The sequence below is a fragment of the Salmonella sp. SAL00670 genome, from assembly GCF_046552235.1.
Classification (GTDB): Bacteria; Pseudomonadota; Gammaproteobacteria; order Enterobacterales; family Enterobacteriaceae; genus Salmonella; species Salmonella enterica.
Window position 1 is genome coordinate 219,056 of sequence record NZ_JBGDUO010000002.1, and the last position, 20,721, is coordinate 239,776.

Consider the following 20,721-nt stretch of genomic DNA (forward strand, 5'->3'; position numbering starts at 1 on the left):
GAATAAAAATTAATATTACCCTACTTCTTTGTTATAATACCAGCCTCCAAAATTGTGCTATAGGAACATCATGGAATTAATCCGTTATGCTGACATCAACAGCGATCTCTATCGCCACATTTGGGTCGTTGGTGATATTCATGGATGTTACTCCTTATTGTTAACCAGACTGGCTCAATTAAATTTCTCTCCTGATACCGATCTCTTGATCTCCACTGGAGATAACATTGATCGAGGAAAAGAAAACCTTGAAACACTGAGACTGTTAAATACCCCATGGTTTATTTCTGTAGTGGGTAATCATGAAGCTATGGCGCTTGACGCTTTTGAAACACAGGATGGCAATTTCTGGTATGTAAACGGTGGTTACTGGTACGACTCGGTCACCGAAAAAGACAGGCAAGAAGCCACTGAGCTATTACTAACTTTTAAGCAGCGTCCTCACATCATAGAAGTTGAAACGTCCTCAAAGAAGTACGTGATTGCCCATGCCGATTATCCAGATGACAGCTACGATTATGGGAAGCAAGTTGATATTGATAGCGTTCTATGGTCACGCGATCGTCTGCTTGGTTCGTTACAGGGGAATATCCATCCAATACGCGGTGCGGATACTTTTATCTTCGGCCATATGATTGTTGACTACACAACAACATTCGCCAATCAAATCTACATTGACACCGGTTCTTTCTGTTCAGGCAATCTGTCTTTTTTTAAAATAAAGTAATCTGGAAATAGAATTATATAATATCAACCCTCCCTGCATTATGGGCAATGATATAGCCTTCAATAAGTACCATTGCCCATTCGTAATAGCGTCTAAATTTCGCGTTTTTCTGCCCATTTCAGCATTAAGATCGCAGGCCAAAAAAACGAAGCCGTCATCCGACGCAGGTAGTTACTCGAGCGCCTGAGACGAGTAAAGATCGCACATCTCAAGATACCTATCGGAAGAAAGCGCAATAACCGTGGTGGCGAAATGGATCGGCTTGCCTTCATGCAACACAATCTTAATACCGGCGGCGGCCGGGATGAAGTTAATGCTCTGTGAATGCCAGGTGTTTTCGGCGATATTTGTCCAGGCCGCGAATTTGCCATTACAGAAGCGAATACCTTCACGACTGATGGTGACTGCCGGCTTTGCCGCGCTTAAAAATGAGCGAGCCAGGCGCACAATAAATAACAGACTGCCGCAACAAATAAGCCCCATAAAGACGGCACCGCCAGTTTTGGGCTCCTCGGGATCGGTGGCCATACTCACCGCCAGCGCAATAAAAACTCCCATCATACAAATCCAGAACACAATACCAACCAACGTTTTAGATCTGGAATAATAGATATTGAACTCCACAGGCATGTTTTGCTGGCTGGTTTTTGATACGTACAGTTCCATTGATTCATCCTTGTATAAAAATGTCGTCAGGCGGGTAAACGCTGGGAAAGAAAGTTGAGCAGCAGCGGCTCATTGACGATAGTGGAGCGGTCGATTTTGCAGATCCGGCCCGTAGCGGTGCTAATCATCAGATAGCTCATTGAACTGCCAGCCCCCTCCTCGCGCTGGGTGCGAATACTGGCGATCTGCGCATACGGCACCGCCCGGTTTTTGTGTTCAAGCCGATCCGCCAGCGCGGTCACTTTGCCGAATTTAAGACGTCCATCGGCGGCGAGGCGCGCCCCCAGCGCAGAACCGTGTCGCCGGACAAGTTCAGCAGCCAGTCGGTCGTAAATTCCGTTGCCATCGTTCCAGAAATCAAGGTAGATGACGTACTTCTTGCCGCCACTGTGGCGCAAGATGAGTTTGTCGGATTGGTGGAGCAGACGCATTGATTCAAGCGCATCGTAATGGATAACACGATGCCCGGCCTGCAACGCGGTTTCGGTTAACGTCATCCTGCGCGGCGTAAACAGAAACAGAACTGTGACGCTGAATTTCCAGATGATAAACAACAGGCCCACCAGTAGCGATATACCGGAAAGCCGATAATTCACGGTGGCTGTTGCTATGCTGAGAATAAAAAAACCGATCCCGATAGCAAACCATTTCAGCTCCGAAAGCGAAAGATGCCGGGTGTATTGACGACTTTCCATGATGGTATGGTATCCCTGATTTTACTGTCGGCGTATTACGTCAGGTTGAGTAAGGAAGCTATATCCGTTATGTTTTAGGTTATATACACTTCATCCTTCAGGCTGCCGGAGCAACTATTGTACGCTCCCGGAGATTAATGAGAGACATCCTGCCTCTCACCGAAGACCAACCACGAGCCTATACACCATTCGGTGTAAATGCCTTTCTCGGAAGTGAACGTCCAGGCGGCTACCGAACCCGAGCGTGATAATAAAGCGACTCGTTGTCATGAGCCAGTCCCTTAGCGACATTGTCCATTTTCGGATGTCGGCCTGAATTGCCAGTCACACGACCTTTTTCACTGACTCGTCCGTCGGAAACACCGTACGCTTTTTAATAGCATGTTGATTATCTATGCCGGAAATGCGGGTCTGGTTTTTCTTCAGCAGACGATCGAACGGGCTGAGATCTTCAGGTATTTTGAGATTTTGGCCAGTGCATTAGCCAGAGCCTGCAACTGTTTTTCGTCCATAAAGCAACCAGCTTTTGATGTTGAATCGAACATATCAAAATCAGGCAATTACACAATTTTAATTACAGTCTCATTTTGAGTTCGGAAGCATCCGTTTCCCTCTTAATTTTGTTGGGATTTCTCTTTGTTGCGAGCATGGTCTGAACTAATTGCCTGGCTACTTGCCTTGTTTCGTCAATATTTGGAAAATCGAACACATTTCCAACTTTTACTTTCAAGACAGAACTTGGCTTCCTACCCTCACTGACATTACGATCTGACGAGGCTACTCTTCGCTGGATTACGTAGGTTTTTTTCGTCAAACTGGCTTTTACCCCGAAACCAGCAGGAGCTTCTCTGTGGTCATCGAAAACAGTGTAGAGTTTTTGAGCTGGGTTAGCTTCGAAAACGATTTTTCCAGAGCGACTGAGTGCAGGCTTAACATTGATACTTAACTTGTTGATAATGAAAGGCTGGCTGAGAGTTGTTTTCAAAGTATCACCCCTGTTGTAGTCCAGGAATGATGAGAATGTAACCTGTCACATTTTAGGCTACAGGTGAGCTACAAATTTATGGGTTTATGTGAGTTTATAAGGGTTTTACCTGGGGCCACATGAGCACTTGAAAGAATAAAAAAACGAGTAAAATCAATATGAATGAGTCATTTGATAAGGACTTCTCCAACCACACCCCGATGATGCAGCAGTATCTCAAGCTGAAAGCCCAGCATCCGGAGATCCTGCTCTTTTATCGTATGGGAGACTTTTACGAGCTGTTTTATGACGACGCAAAGCGTGCGTCGCAGTTGCTCGATATTTCGCTGACCAAACGCGGCGCATCGGCTGGCGAACCTATCCCTATGGCGGGTATCCCGCACCACGCCGTAGAAAACTACCTCGCGAAACTGGTCAATCAGGGCGAATCCGTCGCTATTTGCGAACAGATTGGCGATCCGGCCACCAGCAAAGGTCCCGTTGAACGTAAGGTCGTGCGTATCGTTACGCCTGGCACCATCAGCGATGAAGCCCTGTTACAGGAGCGTCAGGATAACCTGCTGGCGGCTATCTGGCAGGATGGTAAAGGCTACGGTTACGCCACGCTGGATATCAGCTCCGGGCGCTTTCGTCTGAGCGAACCCGCCGACCGTGAAACGATGGCCGCAGAGCTGCAGCGCACCAATCCCGCCGAACTGTTGTATGCCGAAGATTTTGCTGAAATGGCGTTAATAGAGGGACGCCGGGGTCTGCGCCGTCGCCCGTTGTGGGAGTTTGAGATTGATACCGCCCGCCAGCAGTTAAATCTGCAATTCGGTACGCGGGATCTGGTCGGTTTCGGCGTCGAAAATGCCTCGCGTGGATTATGTGCGGCAGGCTGCCTGTTACAGTACGTAAAAGATACCCAGCGCACCTCCCTGCCGCATATTCGTTCCATTACGATGGAACGCCAGCAGGACAGCATCATTATGGATGCCGCGACCCGCCGCAATCTGGAAATTACCCAGAACCTGGCCGGCGGTGTCGAAAATACCCTCGCCGCGGTGCTTGACTGTACCGTGACGCCAATGGGTAGCCGAATGCTTAAACGCTGGCTGCATATGCCGGTACGAAATACCAACATATTGCGTGAACGCCAGCAGACCATCGGCGCCTTGCAGGACACCGTCAGCGAACTGCAACCGGTGCTGCGTCAGGTCGGCGATCTGGAGCGTATCCTTGCGCGTCTGGCGCTGCGCACCGCGCGTCCGCGCGATCTCGCCCGAATGCGTCACGCCTTCCAGCAACTGCCGGAATTGCACGCTCAGCTTGAAACCGTTGACAGCGCGCCGGTACAGGCGTTGCGTAAAAAAATGGGCGATTTCGCCGAGCTGCGCGACCTCCTGGAACGCGCCATTATTGACGCGCCGCCGGTACTGGTCCGCGACGGCGGCGTTATTGCGCCCGGCTACCATGAAGAGCTGGACGAATGGCGCGCGCTGGCGGACGGCGCCACCGATTATCTCGATCGTCTGGAAATTCGCGAGCGCGAGCGTACCGGGCTGGATACGCTAAAAGTCGGCTATAACGCGGTACATGGTTATTACATTCAGATTAGCCGTGGTCAAAGCCATCTGGCGCCCATCAATTATGTGCGTCGCCAGACGCTGAAAAATGCCGAACGCTACATTATTCCTGAGCTTAAAGAGTACGAAGATAAAGTTCTGACCTCGAAAGGCAAAGCGCTGGCGCTGGAAAAACAGCTATATGACGAATTGTTTGATCTGCTGTTGCCGCATCTGGCCGATTTACAGCAGAGCGCCAACGCGCTGGCGGAGCTGGATGTGCTGGTTAACCTGGCCGAACGCGCCTGGACGCTGAATTACACCTGCCCGACATTTACCGATAAACCCGGTATCCGTATTACCGAAGGTCGCCACCCGGTGGTTGAACAGGTACTGAATGAGCCGTTTATCGCTAACCCGCTCAATCTGTCGCCGCAGCGCCGAATGTTGATCATTACCGGCCCCAATATGGGCGGTAAAAGTACCTATATGCGACAAACGGCATTGATCGCCCTGCTGGCCTATATCGGCAGTTACGTTCCGGCGCAAAACGTGGAAATCGGCCCCATCGACCGTATTTTTACCCGCGTCGGCGCAGCGGACGACCTGGCCTCCGGGCGTTCGACCTTTATGGTGGAGATGACCGAAACCGCGAACATTCTGCATAATGCCACGGAAAACAGTCTGGTATTGATGGATGAAATCGGGCGCGGTACCTCCACGTATGACGGGCTGTCGTTGGCCTGGGCCTGCGCGGAGAATCTCGCGAATAAGATTAAAGCGTTAACGCTGTTCGCTACCCACTACTTCGAGCTGACCCAATTACCGGAGAAAATGGAAGGCGTGGCGAACGTCCACCTGGATGCGCTGGAACACGGCGATACTATCGCGTTTATGCACAGCGTGCAGGACGGCGCGGCAAGTAAGAGCTATGGCCTGGCGGTCGCGGCGCTTGCGGGCGTCCCTAAAGAAGTCATCAAACGCGCGCGCCAGAAACTCCGCGAGCTGGAAAGCATCTCGCCCAATGCGGCGGCAACGCAGGTGGACGGCACGCAAATGTCGTTGCTTGCGGCCCCGGAGGAGACATCGCCTGCCGTTGAAGCGCTGGAAAATCTCGATCCGGACTCTCTGACGCCACGCCAGGCGCTGGAGTGGATCTATCGGCTGAAAAGTCTGGTGTAAACGTGTCAGACCCGATAGCACCGCGCTATCGGGTCCACGTCCCGGAACAGGCTTTTCAGGCTGTGACTGTCGTTTCATGTAAATGACGCCAGACTATCCGTTCTCTTTCCCTTTTTAAAATGACCGTCGACCAGCGTACCGTCTCGGCCTGGCCCGGCAGTTGCTGTCGCTCGCGATAACGCAGCGCGGCGCCTTCCGGCCACTCCGCCACAAGGTCAATGTGCTCAACCACGATAACCAGCCCCGGGCGACACCCGCGCTGCGCCTGGAAAAAAGCGCCAAGCGCCGGATAATCCAGACAAACACCGCCTGGCGTTATCATCGTAAAATCAGCAGAGAAACGCGCTATCAACGCCTCCAGGCTCCCCATCCCCTTGCTAAGCCAGTTCTCAATCGCCGCATGGGCGTGAGTAATTTCTTCTTTATATGGATTCATGGTCTTTCCTTTTTCAGGCACAGAAGTGCTTGTCTATTGTTTAGACAGACAGCGTAAATAAGGGGCAGCAGGGTGATACCGGCGGCGGCAATAAAGGTCCAGCGATAAGCAACCTCAAGCGACATAACGCGCTGGAGCGCATTTAACAGCAGCGTCAACAGCGTCGCGCCAAGGAAAAAGCTGATCTGACGATTAAGATTCCATAGCGCGCTGGCGTCAGGCATGTCCCGGCGAGCAATAGTCAGGAAAGCGCCACTCTGCGCGGTACTGCTGCACAAACTGCCGCCAGCGCCCATTAAGGCGAATATCATCATCAGTACACGGTGCGATGTCGCAGGCGTAACGTTAGTTAAAAGCAGTATCCCTGCGGCCTGAAGAAGACAGCCGACGATAATCAGCGGACGCGGCCCAAGCCGATTGAAGTAACGTCCGGTAAGCATAATGGCGACAAATGAAGCGATCGACCAGGGGATCATCAGCGACCCCGCCGCCGCAGGCGATAGCTGCGCGACGTTCTGTAGATAAAACATCCCGACCACGCTGATACCAATGAACATACCCGGTACGCACAGATAGACGATCATGGCAAAACGCAGCAGCTTGTCCATCAACAAAGGCAGATGGAGCAATCTTGCTGACGCCATTGTCGTCGACGCAACGTTAAGCCAACAATAAGCGAGCAATAAAGTGAGAACGGCCACCGGCAGCGTGGCAAAGAATATCCAGCGCCAGCCGCACGTTTCCACCAGCAGCCCGCCAATCGCAGGCGAACATGCCGGCGCCAGTAGCGCCACCATCATGACAACCGATGACACGCCAGCGCGTTCATGCGGTTTAAACTGTTGCCAGGTTAACGCCTGACCAACCGGGATCAATAAGCCACCGCCCGCCCCCTGCACAATACGCCAGAAAACAAGGCTGTGTAAGGAATCGGCAAAACCTGCGGCAGCGGCGGCAACGCTAAACAGAATGAGCGAAAATATGATCAGCCGTCGTGCGCCGAGATAACGCGAAAGAAACGCGCTAAACGGAACGATCAGCGTTAATCCTGCGATATAACCGTTACTCACCCATGCCAGCGCCGATATGGACGTATGCAGCTCCACGGACATCGCAGGAAAAGCCACGCTGGCAATAAACAGATTAATCAGATCAAGAAAGAAGCCGAGCAGGTAAACCACTGCCACTTTACTGCGATACGTCATTATGCATCCTCCGTCAGAGGCGCTAATGTAGCCGTCCGGAGAAAGCCAGATAAGTCCGCGCTTCAACGATATACTGTCAAAATAATTTTGACAGTAAAGGAGCTCGCCATGCTCAATTTGCAGCGTATGTCGCTGTTTATCGCCGTGGTAGATAGCGGCAGCTTCACGGCCGCCGCCGCCGCATCGGGTCAAACAAAAGCGGTAGTGAGTTTTAATATTCGGCAGCTTGAAAAAGAGCTTGGCGTAACGTTACTGCTACGTTCCACCCGACGACTGACGCTCACAGACGCCGGCGTCCTCTTTTACCAAAAAGGCGTGAATTTACTCAATGCCGCGAAAAATTTGCAGGATGAAGTGCGTGCCAGCCATAGTGGGCTGGGCGGCGAGTTACGTATTACCACTACGCCCGAGTTTGGCGAACAGGTGGTCATTCCGGTACTGGCGCAGTTTAGTCAGCGCCATCCCGATCTCCGTATTCGGCATATGTCCTCATCACATCATGCCGATTTAATTGCCGAGCGCTTTGATGTGGCGATTCGGCTTGGCTCGCTGGCCGACTCCCGCTATCGCGCCGCGCTGATATCCCGCTTTACCATTCTGCCGGTCGCCGCGCCGCAGTGGCTCGCCCGCCACCCCGTGTCGTCGCTGGAGTCGTTGGCTCAGGCGGAATGGATTATTCATGAGCGATTACCTACGCCGCTACGGTGGTCAGTAACGAATAATCATGGCCAACACTCACGCCTGGAGATAAGCAAAGCCGGCAAAATTTCTGTCGACAGCGCGCGCTCGCTGATGGCCTTCGCTCTCGCGGGAAGCGGCGTCGCATTACTGCCGCAATGGTTAGTCAACACCGCACTGGAGGAGGGAACGTTAATTCACCTGTTACCCGACTATCATTTTCCCCGTCAGGGCATTTATGCCGTTTACCCGGACGCCCGCCATGTATCGACAAAAGTACGCGCATTTATTGATTTTTTACGTTCGCAATGGGATTGCGGGGAGCACGCCCCATCATCGTAGCCAGTCCGGGAGCATTGCGCTCCCGGACGGATAATACCGTCTTAATCCTTAACTACCAGCTTGTCTTTGATCCCCTGCGCCTGCCAACGCACCCACAGCATAATTGCCGCCAGAACGACAATCGGCAGTAACGGATCGAGCCAACTGCCGCCGGAACCGAACAGCAGGTTAATCAGCGCCACGCCGGTGCCGCCAATCGCCCAGGCAATGGTCGTCGGTACAGACCAAACCACCATCTGCTGTTTGACATCAGAGACGCCCATCATGCGGTTAACCACCCAGAACAGGCTATCGTTGAAGTAGCCGAAAAACAGCGACCCCATCGTTGCGGCCTGAGCGGCAAGCAACATATTGATGCCGGGGATCTGCGCCAGGATCGGCGCGGAAATCGAGGCGGCAGTGATCATCGCCACCGTCCCCGATCCCTGAATCAGGCGTACCAGCGTCGCCACGATAAACGGGATCAGGATCGGCGAGATCGGCAGGTTGGCAACCTGCTCCGCCAGCTGTTGCCCCGCGCCGCTGTCGCGCAGGATCGCGCCCAACGCGCCGCCAGCGCCCGTGACCAGTAAGATAATCCCGGCGCTTTGCAAGCCCTCTTCCAGACGCTCTGCGGTGGTATGTTTATCCATACGCGGCACCAGCGTATACACCGCCAGCAGAACGCTGATGGCCAACGCGATCACTGGACTTCCCACAAAGTTGATTGCCTGTACCACCGGATGCGTCGCCAGGCCGGACCATCCTTCTACAGTGGCGAGGGTGGAACAGATAGCCTTCAGGAAGATCAGCACGATCGGCACCACAATAGGCAGCAGAGAGAGCGTCAGGCTCGGCAGATCCTTTTGCTCTTTCTCTTTATTGTACTGCTCCAGCGCGGCATTGACTTCATCGGCGTTCAGCGTACGCGGCACGAAATCAGGGTAGCGTTTATCCAGCCACTGCGCATAGAACACAATGCCGATCACACAGGGCACCGCCAGCGCCATCCCGGTCAATAACATTGCGCCGATGTCGACGTTAAAAATCCCGGCTACCCCCAGCGGGCCTGGCGTCGGAGGTACCGTATGGTGAGTGACCACCAGCCCGCCCGCCAGCGCGACGCCCAGCGTCAGTAGCGAACGTTTACCGCTTTTCGCCAGCGCTTTCGCCACCGGATAAAGAATGACAAAAGCGGAATCGACGAAAATGGGGATGCTGACAATATAACCCGTGATCGCCAGCGCCCACTCTTCACGGCGTTTCCCCAGCCATTTGATAAAGCTCCAGGCGATACGCTCCGCCGCGCCGGAAACCTCCAGCAAGCGCCCCATCATTACGCCGAGACCAATCACCAGGCCAATGCTGCCCAGCGTCGTACCGAATCCGCTGGTGATGACAGAGAGCGTTTTATCAATGCCCATTCCCCCCAACAGACCGGCGATGCAGGCCGCCGCCAGCATCGCGATCAGCGCATGAACACGGGTGCGTAACACCAGCCATACCAGCACGAAAACGGCAACGATCAGACCGATAATTGGGGTCGGTAAACTTGTCATGACCTCCCCTCCATATCATCTTGTCGAAAGCGTTCGATAATGTCATCGAAGCGTTTATCGGCGACAAAACCTAACGCCAGCGCACGCTGGTTATCGATACGTCCCGGCCAGGAGGCGACAATTTTCTCGACGCCTTCATCGCGCTGATGCGTAACCCGATCGCGCGCCGCCTGGCCGCCCGCCTGACGCAACGTTTCCAGCATCTCGCCCACGGTTACGCTGATCCCCGGTAAGTTGATGCTGCTCGCCTCGCCAGGCGCGGGTAACGTTGCGGCCAGCGACAGGTTATGGATCACCGTCGCCGGGCTGGAAATCCACAGCCGCAAACTTTCCGACACCGGGCAGACGGTCGTCTCGCCCTGCAACGGTTCACGAATAATCGCGCTGACAAAAGAAGAAGCGGCGCGGTTTGGTTTACCCGGGCGAACACAGATCGTCGGCAAACGCAGCGCCAGCCCATCCACATAGCCTTTGCGGGTATAGTCGTTGACCAACAGTTCACAGGCGGCCTTCTGCGCGCCATAAGACGAGCGCGGCGTGAGCGCGGTGGTATCGGTGACGCATTCCGGCAGCGTACCGCCATAAACGGCAAGCGAGCTGGAGAAGACAAAACGAATTTTCTGCGGTTGCCAACGACACGCCTCAAGTAACTGGCGGGTAAGATCCAGGTTAACTTTCCATCCCAGATCAAAATCGTCTTCCGCATGACTGCTGACAATCGCAGCGAGATGATAAACAACAGAGGTATTAGCGGTAATCACATTCTCCAGCACGCCCGGCTGGGTTAAGTCAGCTTCCAGGCAGCGTAAACGAGGGGAATCTGATAACCGTGCAGGCATTTTTAAATCAACAAGAAGCAGTTCGTTAAACGCCAGCGATGAGTTTAATAAGGCGCTTGCGAGTTTCTGGCCTAAAAAGCCGCCCCCGCCGGTAATGATAATCTGCATCCGGATGTCCTCTTTATTGTTGTGTAGGGTAGTTCAGGGTTAGCGCCAGGCGTTAAACCAGCCAAGCCCGTCCTGCGTGGTATTCCGTGGTTGGTATTCGCAGCCTATCCAGCCGCGATAACCTACGTCATCGAACAGCCGGAACAGCCACGGGTAGTTGATCTCGCCATCATCCGGTTCATGTCTGTCCGGTAGCGAGGCGATTTGTACATGGGCATAGCGGCCCGCATACTCGCGAATCAGGTGACTCAAATTGCCATCCACTTTTTGCGCGTGGAAAGTGTCGAGCTGGATGAACACATTCGGGCGGTCAACCTCTTCTGCGATGCCCAGCGCCTGATATTGGCTGGAAAAGAGGTAGCCGGGTTTAACGCCGGGACTCAGCGCTTCGATCAAAATACGTTTATCGTGGGCGGCAAACCGGTCGGCGGCATAACGCAAATTATCGATAAACGTGGCGCGATAACGTGCGCCATCAGCGCCATCCGGCACTACGCCCGCCATGATGTGAACCTGCTCGCATTCCAGCGCCAGAGCGTATTCCAGAGCCAGATCGATATCGGCGCGCGCGTCGTGTTCGCGCCCCGGTAGCGCGGCACGTCCCCATTCGCCCGCCGCGGTATCGCCCGCCGAAGTATTAAACAGCGCCAGCGTCAGATTATGACGCGATAGCTGGGCTTTAATCTCGCTGGCGGCAAAGTCATAGGGGAACAGAAACTCAACGGCCTGAAAACCGGCTTCGGCAGCGGCGGCAAAACGCTCGATAAACGGCGCTTCGGTAAACATCATCGACAAATTGGCGGCAAAACGCGGCATCGGGTTATCTCCTTAACTGCGCAATTTCTTCGGTGGTTAAATAACGAATCGGGCGTTCGCCAAGGATGAAAATCAGCTTTGCCGTCTCTTCCAGCTCCTCGGTATTATTAGCGGCTTCCTGCAAATTCTCCCCGCACACGACCGGCCCATGATTAGCCAGTAAAAAGGCCTGATGCCGGGCCGCCAGCGCGGCCAAATCGCGGGCAATTCGGTCATCTCCCGGGCGATAGTAGGGAACCAGCGGAATGTCCCCCATCCGCATCACCACATAGGGGGTAAACGGGCGAATCACATTTTGCGGGTCCAGTCCTTCGAGACAGGAAAGCGCCGTTGACCAGGTGCTGTGCAGATGAACCACGGCCTTGCAGCAAGGGTTATTGCGATACAACGCCAGATGAAAACGCACCTCTTTAGACGGTTTATCGCCGCTGAGCCATTCGCCTTGCGGGTCCACTTTGGATAGCCGCTGCGGGTCGAGATTACCCAGACACGAACCGGTGGGCGTCGCCAGAATATTGCCGTCCGGCAGTAACAGCGAGAGGTTGCCTGCCGAGCCGGTAGCATAGCCGCGCTGGAAAAACGAGGCGGCTATCCTGACCATCTCTTCTCGCAAAGCGTGCTCTTCTTTTGCCAGTATCGTCATACCTGAAACTCCCTTTGAGCGCGGATGAAAAAGGATTCATCGCCAAAATTACCTGACTTTAGCGCCAGCGAGACTGGCGCATGGAGCGCGTTGACCCACGGCACGCCGGGTGAAATGCACGGTCCAATGTGAAAACCGGTAATACCGAGGCTTTGCGTCACCACGCCCGAGGTTTCGCCGCCCGCCACGATAAACCGGGTGATACCGCCTTCCGTTAAGCGAGCGGCCAGCAGGGAAAAGAGCGCCTCTACCGCATGGCTGGCTTCGGTAGCGCCATATTGCTGCTGGATGGCGGCCAGCGCCTGCGTGGAGGCGGTGGCGCTAATCATTGGCGCCAGTTCGCTGTCCTGACTGAGCACCCACTGCGCCAGCGCTTCAGCGTAGGCCTCGCGCGCCTCGGATGACAGGCAGCGCGCCACGTCAACGTCGCGTGTGGGAGCATGTTGTCGATAGAAGGCCACCTGCTGATTCGTCATTTGCGAACAGGAACCGGAAAGCACCACCGCGCGACCGCTCAGCGGATAGCCTGCGGAACGGGCCTGAGAAACGCCGTGCTTCGCCCACTGACGCGCCAGCCCCATTGCCAGCCCGGAACCGCCGGTCACCAGCGGGGCATCACGCAAAACCTCGCCCTGGATTTCCAGGTGCCGCTCATTGAGCGCGTCAAGTACCGCGTAGCGATATCCTTCCTGCTGTAAACGCGACAGCGCCGCACGGGTCGCGGCAACGCCTTCATCAAGCGTCTGAGCCGGAATAACGCCGCAGCGCCCTTGCGCCTGCGCTTCCATCAGACGCGGCAGGTAGCTGTCGGTCATCGGATTGATAGGGTGGTGGCGCATACCGGACTCCGCCAGCAAGTGGTTCATGACAAACAGATAGCCCTGATAAACCGTGCGTCCGTTAACCGGCAGCGCGGGAGAAATCACGGTAAATGAGGTATCCAGCGCCACCATCAGCGCATCGGTGACCGGGCCGATATTGCCTTCGGCGGTACTATCGAAAGTCGAGCAATATTTGAAATAGACTTGCTGGCAGCCCTGTTTTTTCAGCCATACCAGCGCCGCCAGCGATTGTTTTATCGCCTCTTGCGCCGGGCATGAGCGGGTTTTCAGGCTGATAACTACCGCGTCGCATCCTTCCGGTTGCGTCCCGGTTGGGACATCATTGATCTGCACTGTCGGCATCCCGTTTTCGACCAGAAAACTGGCGATGTCAGTCGCGCCGGTAAAATCGTCGGCAATGACGCCAATTTTTAACATGACGACTCCTCAGGCGTAACGCCAGGCAGAGTAATCCCTGAGAAAATTTTGATCACAGCGCTGTCATCCTCTTTGCCATAACCGGCGTTACTGGCGCTGGTGAACATATTTAACGCCGTAGAGGCCAGCGGTAAGGGGAAGCGCAGCGCTTTCGCCGTGTCGGCAACCAGCCCCAAATCTTTGACAAAAATGTCGACGGCCGAACGCGGGGTATAGTCGCCGTCAACGACATGCTGCATACGGTTTTCGAACATCCAGGAGTTGCCGGCGGCATGGGTCACGACGTCATACATCACGTCCAGAGGAATACCGGCCCGCGCGGCCAGCGCCATCGCTTCGGCCGCCGCCGCAATATGCACTCCAGCCAGCAGTTGATGAATGATTTTGACGGTTGAGCCTGCGCCCGGTGTATCGCTGATGCGATAAACGTTGCTGGCAACGGCGTCCAGCACAGGCTTCAGGCGGGTAAACGCCGCCTCGCGCCCGGAGGCCATCACCGTCATTTCGCCCTGCGCCGCTTTTACCGCGCCGCCGGAAACCGGCGCATCCAGCATGTTAAGATTCAATGCCGTCAACGCCGCGGCGATCTCTTGCGCGTCGGCGCTTGAGATCGTAGACGAAACCATCACCGCGCTTCCGGGTTTCATCAGATGGGCGACGCCATCCTCACCGAATAACACCTGTCTGACCTGGGCGGCATTGACGACCAGAATGACTAACGCATCCACGACGCCGGCGAACTCCCTGGCGCTGGCGGCAGCCCCACAAGCCCCTTCAGCGAGCAGATTCGCGCACGCTTGCGGGTTAAGATCGGCCCCCCATGTGGAAAGCCCGGCGCGCAGGCATGAACGCGCAGCGCCCATTCCCATTGAGCCAAGCCCCACAATGCCGACATGAAAATCAGTTCCTGTTGTCATTATCACTCCATGTTAATTTACGTGATATTATGTTTTGTTATGTGAATATAGGCGTTTTTGTAAACAATTGCGGTGAGTTGTTTCACAAAAAATAACAAAATGTGTTATTTTTTGTGAAGGCAATCCTCATAGAACTTCACACGCTGTGACGAGAAATCGCGTAAAATCGCGACAGGACTAAAGAAAGGAGCAGACGTTGATACCTACTGAGCGTCGACAAATCATTCTTGATATGGTGGCGGAGAAAGGCATCGTCAGTATCGCTGAACTGACCGAGCGCATGCATGTATCCCACATGACTATCCGCCGTGATTTACAAAAACTGGAGCAGCAAGGCGCGGTAATCCAGGTCTCTGGCGGCGTGCAATCATCGACTCGCGTGGCGCACGAACCCTCGCATCAGATCAAAACCGAACTGGCGACGCCGCAGAAAGCGGCGATTGGCAAACTGGCCGCCAGCCTGGTACAGCCAGAAAGCTGTATCTACCTTGATGCAGGTACGACCACGCTGGCGATTGCCAGGCAGCTGGTTACGATGAATAAACTTACGGTGGTGACCAATGATTTCGTTATCGCCGATTACCTGATGGACAATAGCAATTGCACAATTATTCACACTGGCGGGGCGGTATGCCGGGAAAACCGGTCGTGCGTCGGTGAAGCCGCGGCGACGCTTTTGCGCGGGCTGATGATTGACCAGGCCTTTATTTCCGCCTCTTCCTGGAGCGTGCGCGGTATTTCAACGCCGGCAGAAGATAAAGTCACGGTGAAACGGGCCGTCGCCAGCGCCAGCCGCCAAAAAATTCTGGTGTGCGACGCGACCAAATACGGCCAGGTCGCGACGTGGCTGGCGTTACCGCTGGCGGAATTCAACCAAATCGTCACCGATGACGGCCTGCCGGAAAGCGCAATTCGGGCGCTGGCTAAAGTGGATATCTCACTGCTGATGGCCAAAAAATAGCAAAGCGGCGCAAGCCGCTTACGTCATCATCTTGCGTACCAGTTGCGTAAACTGTTCGCGTTCTTCAGCGCTCAGTCGCCCCAAAAATTCATCGTCAACGCGATCCCCCAGTGGTATCGCGGCGGCGAGCAACGTTTGGCCCTGAACGGTGAGATAGACAAAACGCCGACGTTTATCCAGCGGATCGTTTTCTCGCTTTACCAGCCCACGATTTTCCATCCGGCTTAACATCTCCGCCAGCGTCGCTTTAGTGCTGACCGCCGCTTCGGTCAGGTCGACCTGTTCAATACCCGGATGTTCAGCAATAACGCGCATCACCGCATATTGAGGTTTGGTGAGCTCCGGTAGTTCATGCTGCCAGCGTGCGGTATGTTGCTGAAAAAGTTGGCGTAACAGATGAAACGCGGTGTTTCGTAACTCCATGAGCGCTCCGGATAAATTAACTTTTTCTATCATAACGACTTATGCACGGTTTTTTAATGACGAATGCTTTAGCTAAACGTGCGCAGGCGTCGGGAGCGATCTTGTCGCAAAGGCCGTGTGGGCGTATTTTGATCAAAATGTTCGTATACGAACGATATTTGAGGTAAGAAATGAGATTGATTGTGGGGATGACCGGTGCGACCGGCGCGCCGCTTGGCGTCGAGCTACTCCAGGCATTGCGGGCGATACCTGATGTTGAAACGCATCTGGTAATGTCAAAGTGGGCGAAAACCACTATTGAACTGGAGACGCCCTACACGCCCGCTGAGGTAGCCGCCCTGGCAGATTATTGTCATAGCCCGGCCGATCAGGCGGCGACCATTTCCTCCGGCTCATTTCGTACCGACGGCATGATTATTATCCCCTGCAGTATGAAAACACTGGCGGGGGTTCGCGCCGGCTATGCCGAGGGGCTGGTGGGACGCGCTGCCGATGTCGTGTTGAAAGAGGGTCGCAAGCTGGTGCTTGTGCCGCGGGAAATGCCGCTCAGCACGATTCATCTGGAAAACATGCTAGCGCTTTCTCGTATGGGGGTGGCGATAGTGCCGCCCATGCCCGCGTTCTACAACCTGCCGCAAACCGTTGACGATATTATCCAGCACATCGTAGCGCGCGTTCTCGACCAGTTTGGTCTGGAGCATACGCGCACGCGCCGCTGGCAAGGACTGCGACAGACAGCAAATTTTTCACAGGAGAATGGATAATGGCATTTGATGATTTGCGCAGTTTTTTACATGCGCTGGATCAGCAGGGACAACTGCTGAAAATCAGCGAGGAAGTGAATGCGGAGCCGGATCTCGCAGCCGCTGCCAACGCAACGGGACGCATCGGCGATGGCGCGCCCGCGCTGTGGTTTGACAATATTCGTGGTTTTACCGACGCCCGCGTGGCGATGAATACCATCGGTTCCTGGCAGAACCATGCCATCTCACTGGGTTTGCCGCCTAACACGCCGGTTAAAAAACAGATCGATGAATTTATTCGCCGCTGGGACAATTTTCCGGTAGCGCCGGAACGGCGGGCGAATCCGGGCTGGGTGGAAAATACCGTCGACGGCGACGCGATCAACCTGTTTGATATCCTGCCGCTGTTTCGTCTGAACGACGGCGACGGCGGATTCTATCTGGATAAAGCCTGTGTGGTATCACGCGATCCGCTCGATCCCGATAACTTCGGCAAGCAGAATGTCGGCATCTACCGCATGGAAGTTAAAGGCAAGCGTAAGCTGGGTCTGCAACCAGTGCCGATGCATGATATCGCATTGCACCTGCACAAAGCTGAAGAGCGCGGGGAAGATCTGCCGATTGCGATCACGTTGGGTAACGATCCGATCATTACCCTGATGGGCGCAACGCCGCTGAAATACGATCAGTCAGAGTATGAAATGGCAGGCGCGCTGCGTGAAAGCCCCTATCCTATCGCCACCGCGCCGCTGACCGGTTTTGATGTGCCGTGGGGATCTGAAGTCATTCTTGAAGGGGTCATCGAAAGCCGTAAACGTGAAATTGAAGGACCGTTCGGCGAATTTACCGGCCACTATTCCGGCGGTCGCAACATGACCGTGGTGCGTATCGATAAGATCTCTTACCGCAGCAAACCCATTTTTGAATCGCTCTATTTAGGTATGCCGTGGACAGAAATCGACTACCTGATGGGGCCGGCGACCTGCGTGCCACTGTATCAACAGCTGAAAACCGAATTTCCGGAAGTGCAGGCGGTAAACGCCATGTACACCCACGGCTTGCTGGCCATCATCTCGACCAAAAAACGCTACGGCGGCTTTGCCCGTGCGGTGGGCCTGCGAGCGATGACGACGCCGCACGGTCTGGGATATGTGAAGATGGTGATCATGGTCGATGAAGATGTCGATCCATTCAATCTGCCACAGGTGATGTGGGCGTTGTCGTCGAAAGTGAATCCGGCAGGCGATCTGGTACAGCTACCGAATATGTCCGTCCTGGAACTGGACCCGGGCTCAAGCCCGGCGGGGATTACCGACAAGCTGATCATTGACGCCACCACGCCGGTTGCGCCAGATAACCGTGGTCACTATAGCCAGCCGGTTGTTGATTTACCGGAAACTAAAGCCTGGGCTGAAAAGCTGACCGCCATGCTGGCCAACCGTAAATAAGGAGTAACCGATGATTTGTCCACGCTGTGCCGATGCACATATTGAACTCATGGCGACTTCGCCGGTAAAAGGAGTCTGGACGGTATATCAGTGTCAGCATTGTCTGTATACCTGGCGCGATACCGAACCGTTACGCCGTACCAGCCGCGAACACTATCCACAAGCGTTTCGCATGACGCAAAAAGATATTGATGACGCGCCAATGGTGCCGAGTATCCCGCCGCTGCTGGCAGAAGACAAACGGTAAAAAAAAGGCCAGTCTGTCGACTGGCCTTTTTTTGACAAGGGTACTTACTCGCGGAACAGCGCTTCGATATTCAGCCCCTGCGTCTGCAGAATTTCGCGCAGACGGCGCAGGCCTTCAACCTGAATCTGACGAACACGTTCACGCGTAAGACCGATTTCACGGCCTACATCTTCCAGTGTCGCAGCTTCATATCCCAGCAGACCGAAACGGCGCGCCAGCACTTCACGCTGTTTGGCGTTCAGTTCGAACAACCATTTGACGATGCTCTGTTTCATATCGTCATCTTGCGTGGTGTCTTCCGGACCGTTCTCTTTTTCATCGGCCAGGATGTCCAGCAACGCTTTTTCGGAATCACCGCCCAGCGGGGTGTCTACCGAGGTAATGCGCTCGTTGAGACGAAGCATACGGCTGACGTCATCAACCGGTTTATCCAGTTGCTCTGCAATTTCTTCCGCACTCGGTTCGTGGTCCAGTTTATGCGACAACTCACGTGCGGTGCGCAGGTATACGTTCAGCTCTTTAACAATGTGAATCGGCAAGCGAATCGTACGGGTTTGGTTCATAATCGCCCGTTCGATTGTCTGGCGAATCCACCAGGTTGCGTATGTTGAGAAGCGGAACCCGCGTTCCGGGTCAAACTTCTCGACTGCACGGATAAGCCCCAGGTTGCCCTCTTCAATCAGGTCCAGCAACGCCAGTCCACGATTGCCATAACGGCGGGCAATTTTTACCACCAGACGCAGGTTACTCTCAATCATGCGACGGCGAGAAGCGACATCTCCACGCAGTGCGCGACGCGCAAAATAGACTTCTTCTTCGGCTGTTAACAGTGGTGAATACCCAATCTCACCAAGGTAAAGCTGAGTCGCGTCCAACACACGCTGTGTGGCCCCTTGCGATAACAGCTCTTCTTCAGCCAGGTCGTTATCACTGGGTTCCTCTTCACTCAAGGCTTTTTCGTCAAAAGCCTCTACTCCGTTCTCATCAAATTCCGCGTCTTCATTTAAATCATGAACTTTCAGCGTATTCTGACTCATAAGGTGGCTCCTACCCGTGATCCCTTGACGGAACTAGCAAGTCAAAGCCTGGTTCCGCCGCTTTATCGCTGCGGTAAATAACGCAGCGGGTTTACGGATTTCCCCTTGTAACGAATTTCAAAATGCAAGCGTGTAGAGCTGGTGCCGGTGCTACCCATAGTAGCGATTTTTTGCCCCGCCTTAACTTCCTGTTGTTCCCGGACCAGCATCGTATCATTATGGGCGTAGGCACTCAGGTAATCATCGTTATGTTTGATGATAATAAGATTACCGTAACCACGCAGTGCGTTACCGGCATATACGACGCGCCCATCAGCGGTTGCGACGATAGCCTGTCCCTTACTGCCTGCAATGTCGATCCCTTTATTGCCCCCTTCGGAAGCGCCAAAGTTTTCGATCACTTTGCCATCCGTCGGCCAGCGCCATGCGGAAATCGGCGCGCTGGTTGACGTACTGCTTGCATTTGGTTCGGTCGTGCTTACCGTTGGTGCCGTTACAGGCGCTGTGACAACCGTCCCAGCAGGCTTGTTGTTTGGCAACATTTTGTTAGCACTTTGTTCACCTGAGCCCTCAGAATACGTAATTGTTGGTTGAGACGCAACTGCAACGGTGGAATTTTGTGCAGACCTGGTCACAACTCCTTGCTGTGCTGCATCCGCCTGGGTGATCGCATTTCCGCCAGTAATTGGCGTGCCGGATGCGTTACCAACTTGCAAAGTTTGCCCTACATTCAGGCTATACGGGGCAGAAATACTGTTTCTCTGGGCCAGATCGCGGAAATCGTTCCCGGTAATCCAGGCGATGTAAAAAAGCGTATCACCCTTTTTCACGGTGTAAGTACTGCCACCCGTATAGCTACCTTTCGGAATATTCCCATACTGGCGATTGTATACAATTCGCCCATTTTCCATCTGCACGGGTTGTTCCGTGACCGGTTGAGTTTGCATGGGCTGCGTTACAGGACGCTGAACGGGTTGAATTTGCGGCGCTTGTTGCGGCGTTTGTTGCGTCGTCGCGCCCATTTTTGGCGGCGGTGTGATCAACATCCCGGAATTGGTATTTGATGACGAACCACTGTCCACAGACGTGACCGGCGCCGGAGGGTTTGACGAACTGGTACAACCTGCCAGCCATAGTGAAACCAGTGATAGTGCCGCAATGCGACTAACGGTGAATTTTGGGCTTCCCGCGCTCATTTATCCCCCAGGAAAAAATTTGGTTAACAACCAGTGACGTAAGAACCGTGCAACGCATTAAGTGAACACGGGAAAATGTGTTCACG

General features: G+C 54.2%; 21 protein-coding genes and 2 pseudogenes. 8 read left to right on the top strand and 15 right to left on the bottom strand.

Annotation, left to right across the window (positions count from 1 at the left end; genetic code table 11):
- The first annotated feature begins 70 nt into the window (after window positions 1-70).
- On the top strand, window positions 71-727 hold the full coding sequence (gene pphB, locus ACLJRS_RS08505) for a protein-serine/threonine phosphatase (RefSeq protein WP_000420452.1): 657 nt from the start codon (window positions 71-73) through the stop codon (window positions 725-727).
- A 171-nt stretch (window positions 728-898) separates the two neighbouring features.
- Here the strand turns inward: pphB and ACLJRS_RS08510 are convergent, their stop codons facing one another.
- The 4 genes and pseudogenes from ACLJRS_RS08510 to ACLJRS_RS08525 form a co-directional block, all read right to left on the bottom strand.
- A complete protein-coding gene (locus ACLJRS_RS08510) occupies window positions 899-1,393 on the bottom strand; it encodes a hypothetical protein (protein WP_000424948.1) in 495 nt (164 codons plus the stop codon).
- Window positions 1,394-1,419: 26 nt separating this feature from the next.
- A complete protein-coding gene (locus ACLJRS_RS08515; protein ID WP_000445914.1) occupies window positions 1,420-2,088 on the bottom strand; it encodes a hypothetical protein in 669 nt (222 codons plus the stop codon).
- 156 nt (window positions 2,089-2,244) lie between these two features.
- Window positions 2,245-2,475: pseudogene (locus ACLJRS_RS08520) on the bottom strand (hypothetical protein); the annotation flags it as partial.
- A gap of 199 nt (window positions 2,476-2,674) precedes the next feature.
- A pseudogene (locus ACLJRS_RS08525) lies at window positions 2,675-3,073 on the bottom strand (cytoplasmic protein); the annotation flags it as partial.
- Window positions 3,074-3,231: 158 nt separating this feature from the next.
- Here ACLJRS_RS08525 and mutS point away from each other — a divergent pair.
- The gene (mutS, locus tag ACLJRS_RS08530; RefSeq protein ID WP_001005814.1) at window positions 3,232-5,799 is read left to right on the top strand and encodes a DNA mismatch repair protein MutS; all 2,568 of its coding nucleotides are present in this window, start codon (window positions 3,232-3,234) and stop codon (window positions 5,797-5,799) included.
- A gap of 55 nt (window positions 5,800-5,854) precedes the next feature.
- Here the strand turns inward: mutS and ACLJRS_RS08535 are convergent, their stop codons facing one another.
- Both ACLJRS_RS08535 and ACLJRS_RS08540 read right to left on the bottom strand, forming a co-directional pair.
- The gene (locus tag ACLJRS_RS08535) at window positions 5,855-6,235 is read right to left on the bottom strand and encodes a DUF4440 domain-containing protein (RefSeq protein ID WP_001070482.1); all 381 of its coding nucleotides are present in this window, start codon (window positions 6,233-6,235) and stop codon (window positions 5,855-5,857) included.
- Complete coding sequence (locus ACLJRS_RS08540) at window positions 6,232-7,440, bottom strand: MFS transporter (protein WP_000222416.1); 1,209 nt, start codon at window positions 7,438-7,440, stop codon at window positions 6,232-6,234. Before ACLJRS_RS08540 ends, ACLJRS_RS08535 begins: the two co-directional genes overlap by 4 nt.
- 87 nt (window positions 7,441-7,527) lie before the next feature.
- On the opposite strand from ACLJRS_RS08540, the gene ACLJRS_RS08545 reads away from it, so the two are divergent.
- Window positions 7,528-8,460: a LysR family transcriptional regulator gene (locus tag ACLJRS_RS08545; protein WP_000216300.1), complete on the top strand. Its 933-nt coding sequence runs from the start codon at window positions 7,528-7,530 to the stop codon at window positions 8,458-8,460.
- 41 nt (window positions 8,461-8,501) lie between these two features.
- Here the strand turns inward: ACLJRS_RS08545 and ACLJRS_RS08550 are convergent, their stop codons facing one another.
- The 6 genes from ACLJRS_RS08550 to ltnD are packed head-to-tail and all read right to left on the bottom strand — an operon-like array spanning window position 8,502 to window position 14,580.
- Window positions 8,502-9,998 carry a GntP family permease gene (locus tag ACLJRS_RS08550; RefSeq protein ID WP_000202725.1) on the bottom strand — a complete coding sequence of 499 codons (1,497 nt, stop codon included), beginning with the start codon at window positions 9,996-9,998 and terminating at the stop codon, window positions 8,502-8,504.
- Window positions 9,995-10,945, bottom strand: coding sequence for a D-erythronate dehydrogenase (denD, locus tag ACLJRS_RS08555; RefSeq protein WP_001165733.1), 951 nt, complete (start codon window positions 10,943-10,945; stop codon window positions 9,995-9,997). The genes ACLJRS_RS08550 and denD overlap by 4 nt, the downstream gene beginning before the upstream one ends.
- A gap of 39 nt (window positions 10,946-10,984) precedes the next feature.
- Window positions 10,985-11,761, bottom strand: coding sequence for an HPr family phosphocarrier protein (locus tag ACLJRS_RS08560; protein WP_001136888.1), 777 nt, complete (start codon window positions 11,759-11,761; stop codon window positions 10,985-10,987).
- Window positions 11,762-11,765: 4 nt separating this feature from the next.
- Window positions 11,766-12,404: an aldolase gene (locus ACLJRS_RS08565; protein ID WP_000153636.1), complete on the bottom strand. Its 639-nt coding sequence runs from the start codon at window positions 12,402-12,404 to the stop codon at window positions 11,766-11,768.
- Window positions 12,401-13,663: a 3-oxo-tetronate kinase gene (gene otnK, locus ACLJRS_RS08570; protein WP_000912485.1), complete on the bottom strand. Its 1,263-nt coding sequence runs from the start codon at window positions 13,661-13,663 to the stop codon at window positions 12,401-12,403. Before otnK ends, ACLJRS_RS08565 begins: the two co-directional genes overlap by 4 nt.
- Window positions 13,657-14,580, bottom strand: a complete 924-nt coding sequence (gene ltnD / locus ACLJRS_RS08575) for an L-threonate dehydrogenase (RefSeq protein ID WP_000206952.1) — start codon at window positions 14,578-14,580, stop codon at window positions 13,657-13,659. The genes otnK and ltnD overlap by 7 nt, the downstream gene beginning before the upstream one ends.
- Window positions 14,581-14,776: 196 nt before the next feature.
- Here ltnD and ygbI point away from each other — a divergent pair, with 196 nt between their 5' ends.
- Window positions 14,777-15,541, top strand: a complete 765-nt coding sequence (ygbI, locus tag ACLJRS_RS08580) for a DNA-binding transcriptional repressor YgbI (RefSeq protein WP_000613184.1) — start codon at window positions 14,777-14,779, stop codon at window positions 15,539-15,541.
- 18 nt (window positions 15,542-15,559) lie between these two features.
- On the opposite strand, the gene ACLJRS_RS08585 is transcribed toward ygbI, so the two are convergent.
- Window positions 15,560-15,964, bottom strand: a complete 405-nt coding sequence (locus ACLJRS_RS08585; RefSeq protein ID WP_000423338.1) for a MarR family winged helix-turn-helix transcriptional regulator — start codon at window positions 15,962-15,964, stop codon at window positions 15,560-15,562.
- Window positions 15,965-16,134: 170 nt separating this feature from the next.
- On the opposite strand from ACLJRS_RS08585, the gene ACLJRS_RS08590 reads away from it, so the two are divergent.
- Genes ACLJRS_RS08590 through ACLJRS_RS08600 form a run of 3 tightly spaced genes read left to right on the top strand, consistent with a single transcriptional unit; the run spans window position 16,135 to window position 18,402 of the window.
- Window positions 16,135-16,728 carry a non-oxidative hydroxyarylic acid decarboxylases subunit B gene (locus ACLJRS_RS08590; RefSeq protein ID WP_001237182.1) on the top strand — a complete coding sequence of 198 codons (594 nt, stop codon included), beginning with the start codon at window positions 16,135-16,137 and terminating at the stop codon, window positions 16,726-16,728.
- Window positions 16,728-18,155: a non-oxidative hydroxyarylic acid decarboxylases subunit C gene (locus tag ACLJRS_RS08595; RefSeq protein WP_000863177.1), complete on the top strand. Its 1,428-nt coding sequence runs from the start codon at window positions 16,728-16,730 to the stop codon at window positions 18,153-18,155. Before ACLJRS_RS08590 ends, ACLJRS_RS08595 begins: the two co-directional genes overlap by 1 nt.
- A gap of 10 nt (window positions 18,156-18,165) precedes the next feature.
- Window positions 18,166-18,402, top strand: a complete 237-nt coding sequence (locus tag ACLJRS_RS08600; protein ID WP_000562964.1) for a non-oxidative hydroxyarylic acid decarboxylases subunit D — start codon at window positions 18,166-18,168, stop codon at window positions 18,400-18,402.
- Between the two features lie 44 nt (window positions 18,403-18,446).
- Here the strand turns inward: ACLJRS_RS08600 and rpoS are convergent, their stop codons facing one another.
- Together rpoS and nlpD are read right to left on the bottom strand one after the other, a co-directional pair.
- On the bottom strand, window positions 18,447-19,439 hold the full coding sequence (gene rpoS / locus ACLJRS_RS08605) for an RNA polymerase sigma factor RpoS (RefSeq protein ID WP_000081498.1): 993 nt from the start codon (window positions 19,437-19,439) through the stop codon (window positions 18,447-18,449).
- A gap of 62 nt (window positions 19,440-19,501) precedes the next feature.
- Entirely contained in the window at window positions 19,502-20,584 is a 1,083-nt protein-coding gene (gene nlpD / locus ACLJRS_RS08610; protein WP_223149274.1) for a murein hydrolase activator NlpD, read from the bottom strand.
- Between nlpD and ACLJRS_RS08615 the strand changes: the two genes are divergently transcribed.
- Window positions 20,514-20,672, top strand: a complete 159-nt coding sequence (locus ACLJRS_RS08615) for a peptidase (RefSeq protein WP_223148970.1) — start codon at window positions 20,514-20,516, stop codon at window positions 20,670-20,672. The two genes, nlpD and ACLJRS_RS08615, sit on opposite strands and share 71 nt — an antisense overlap.
- Window positions 20,673-20,721: the final 49 nt, after the last annotated feature.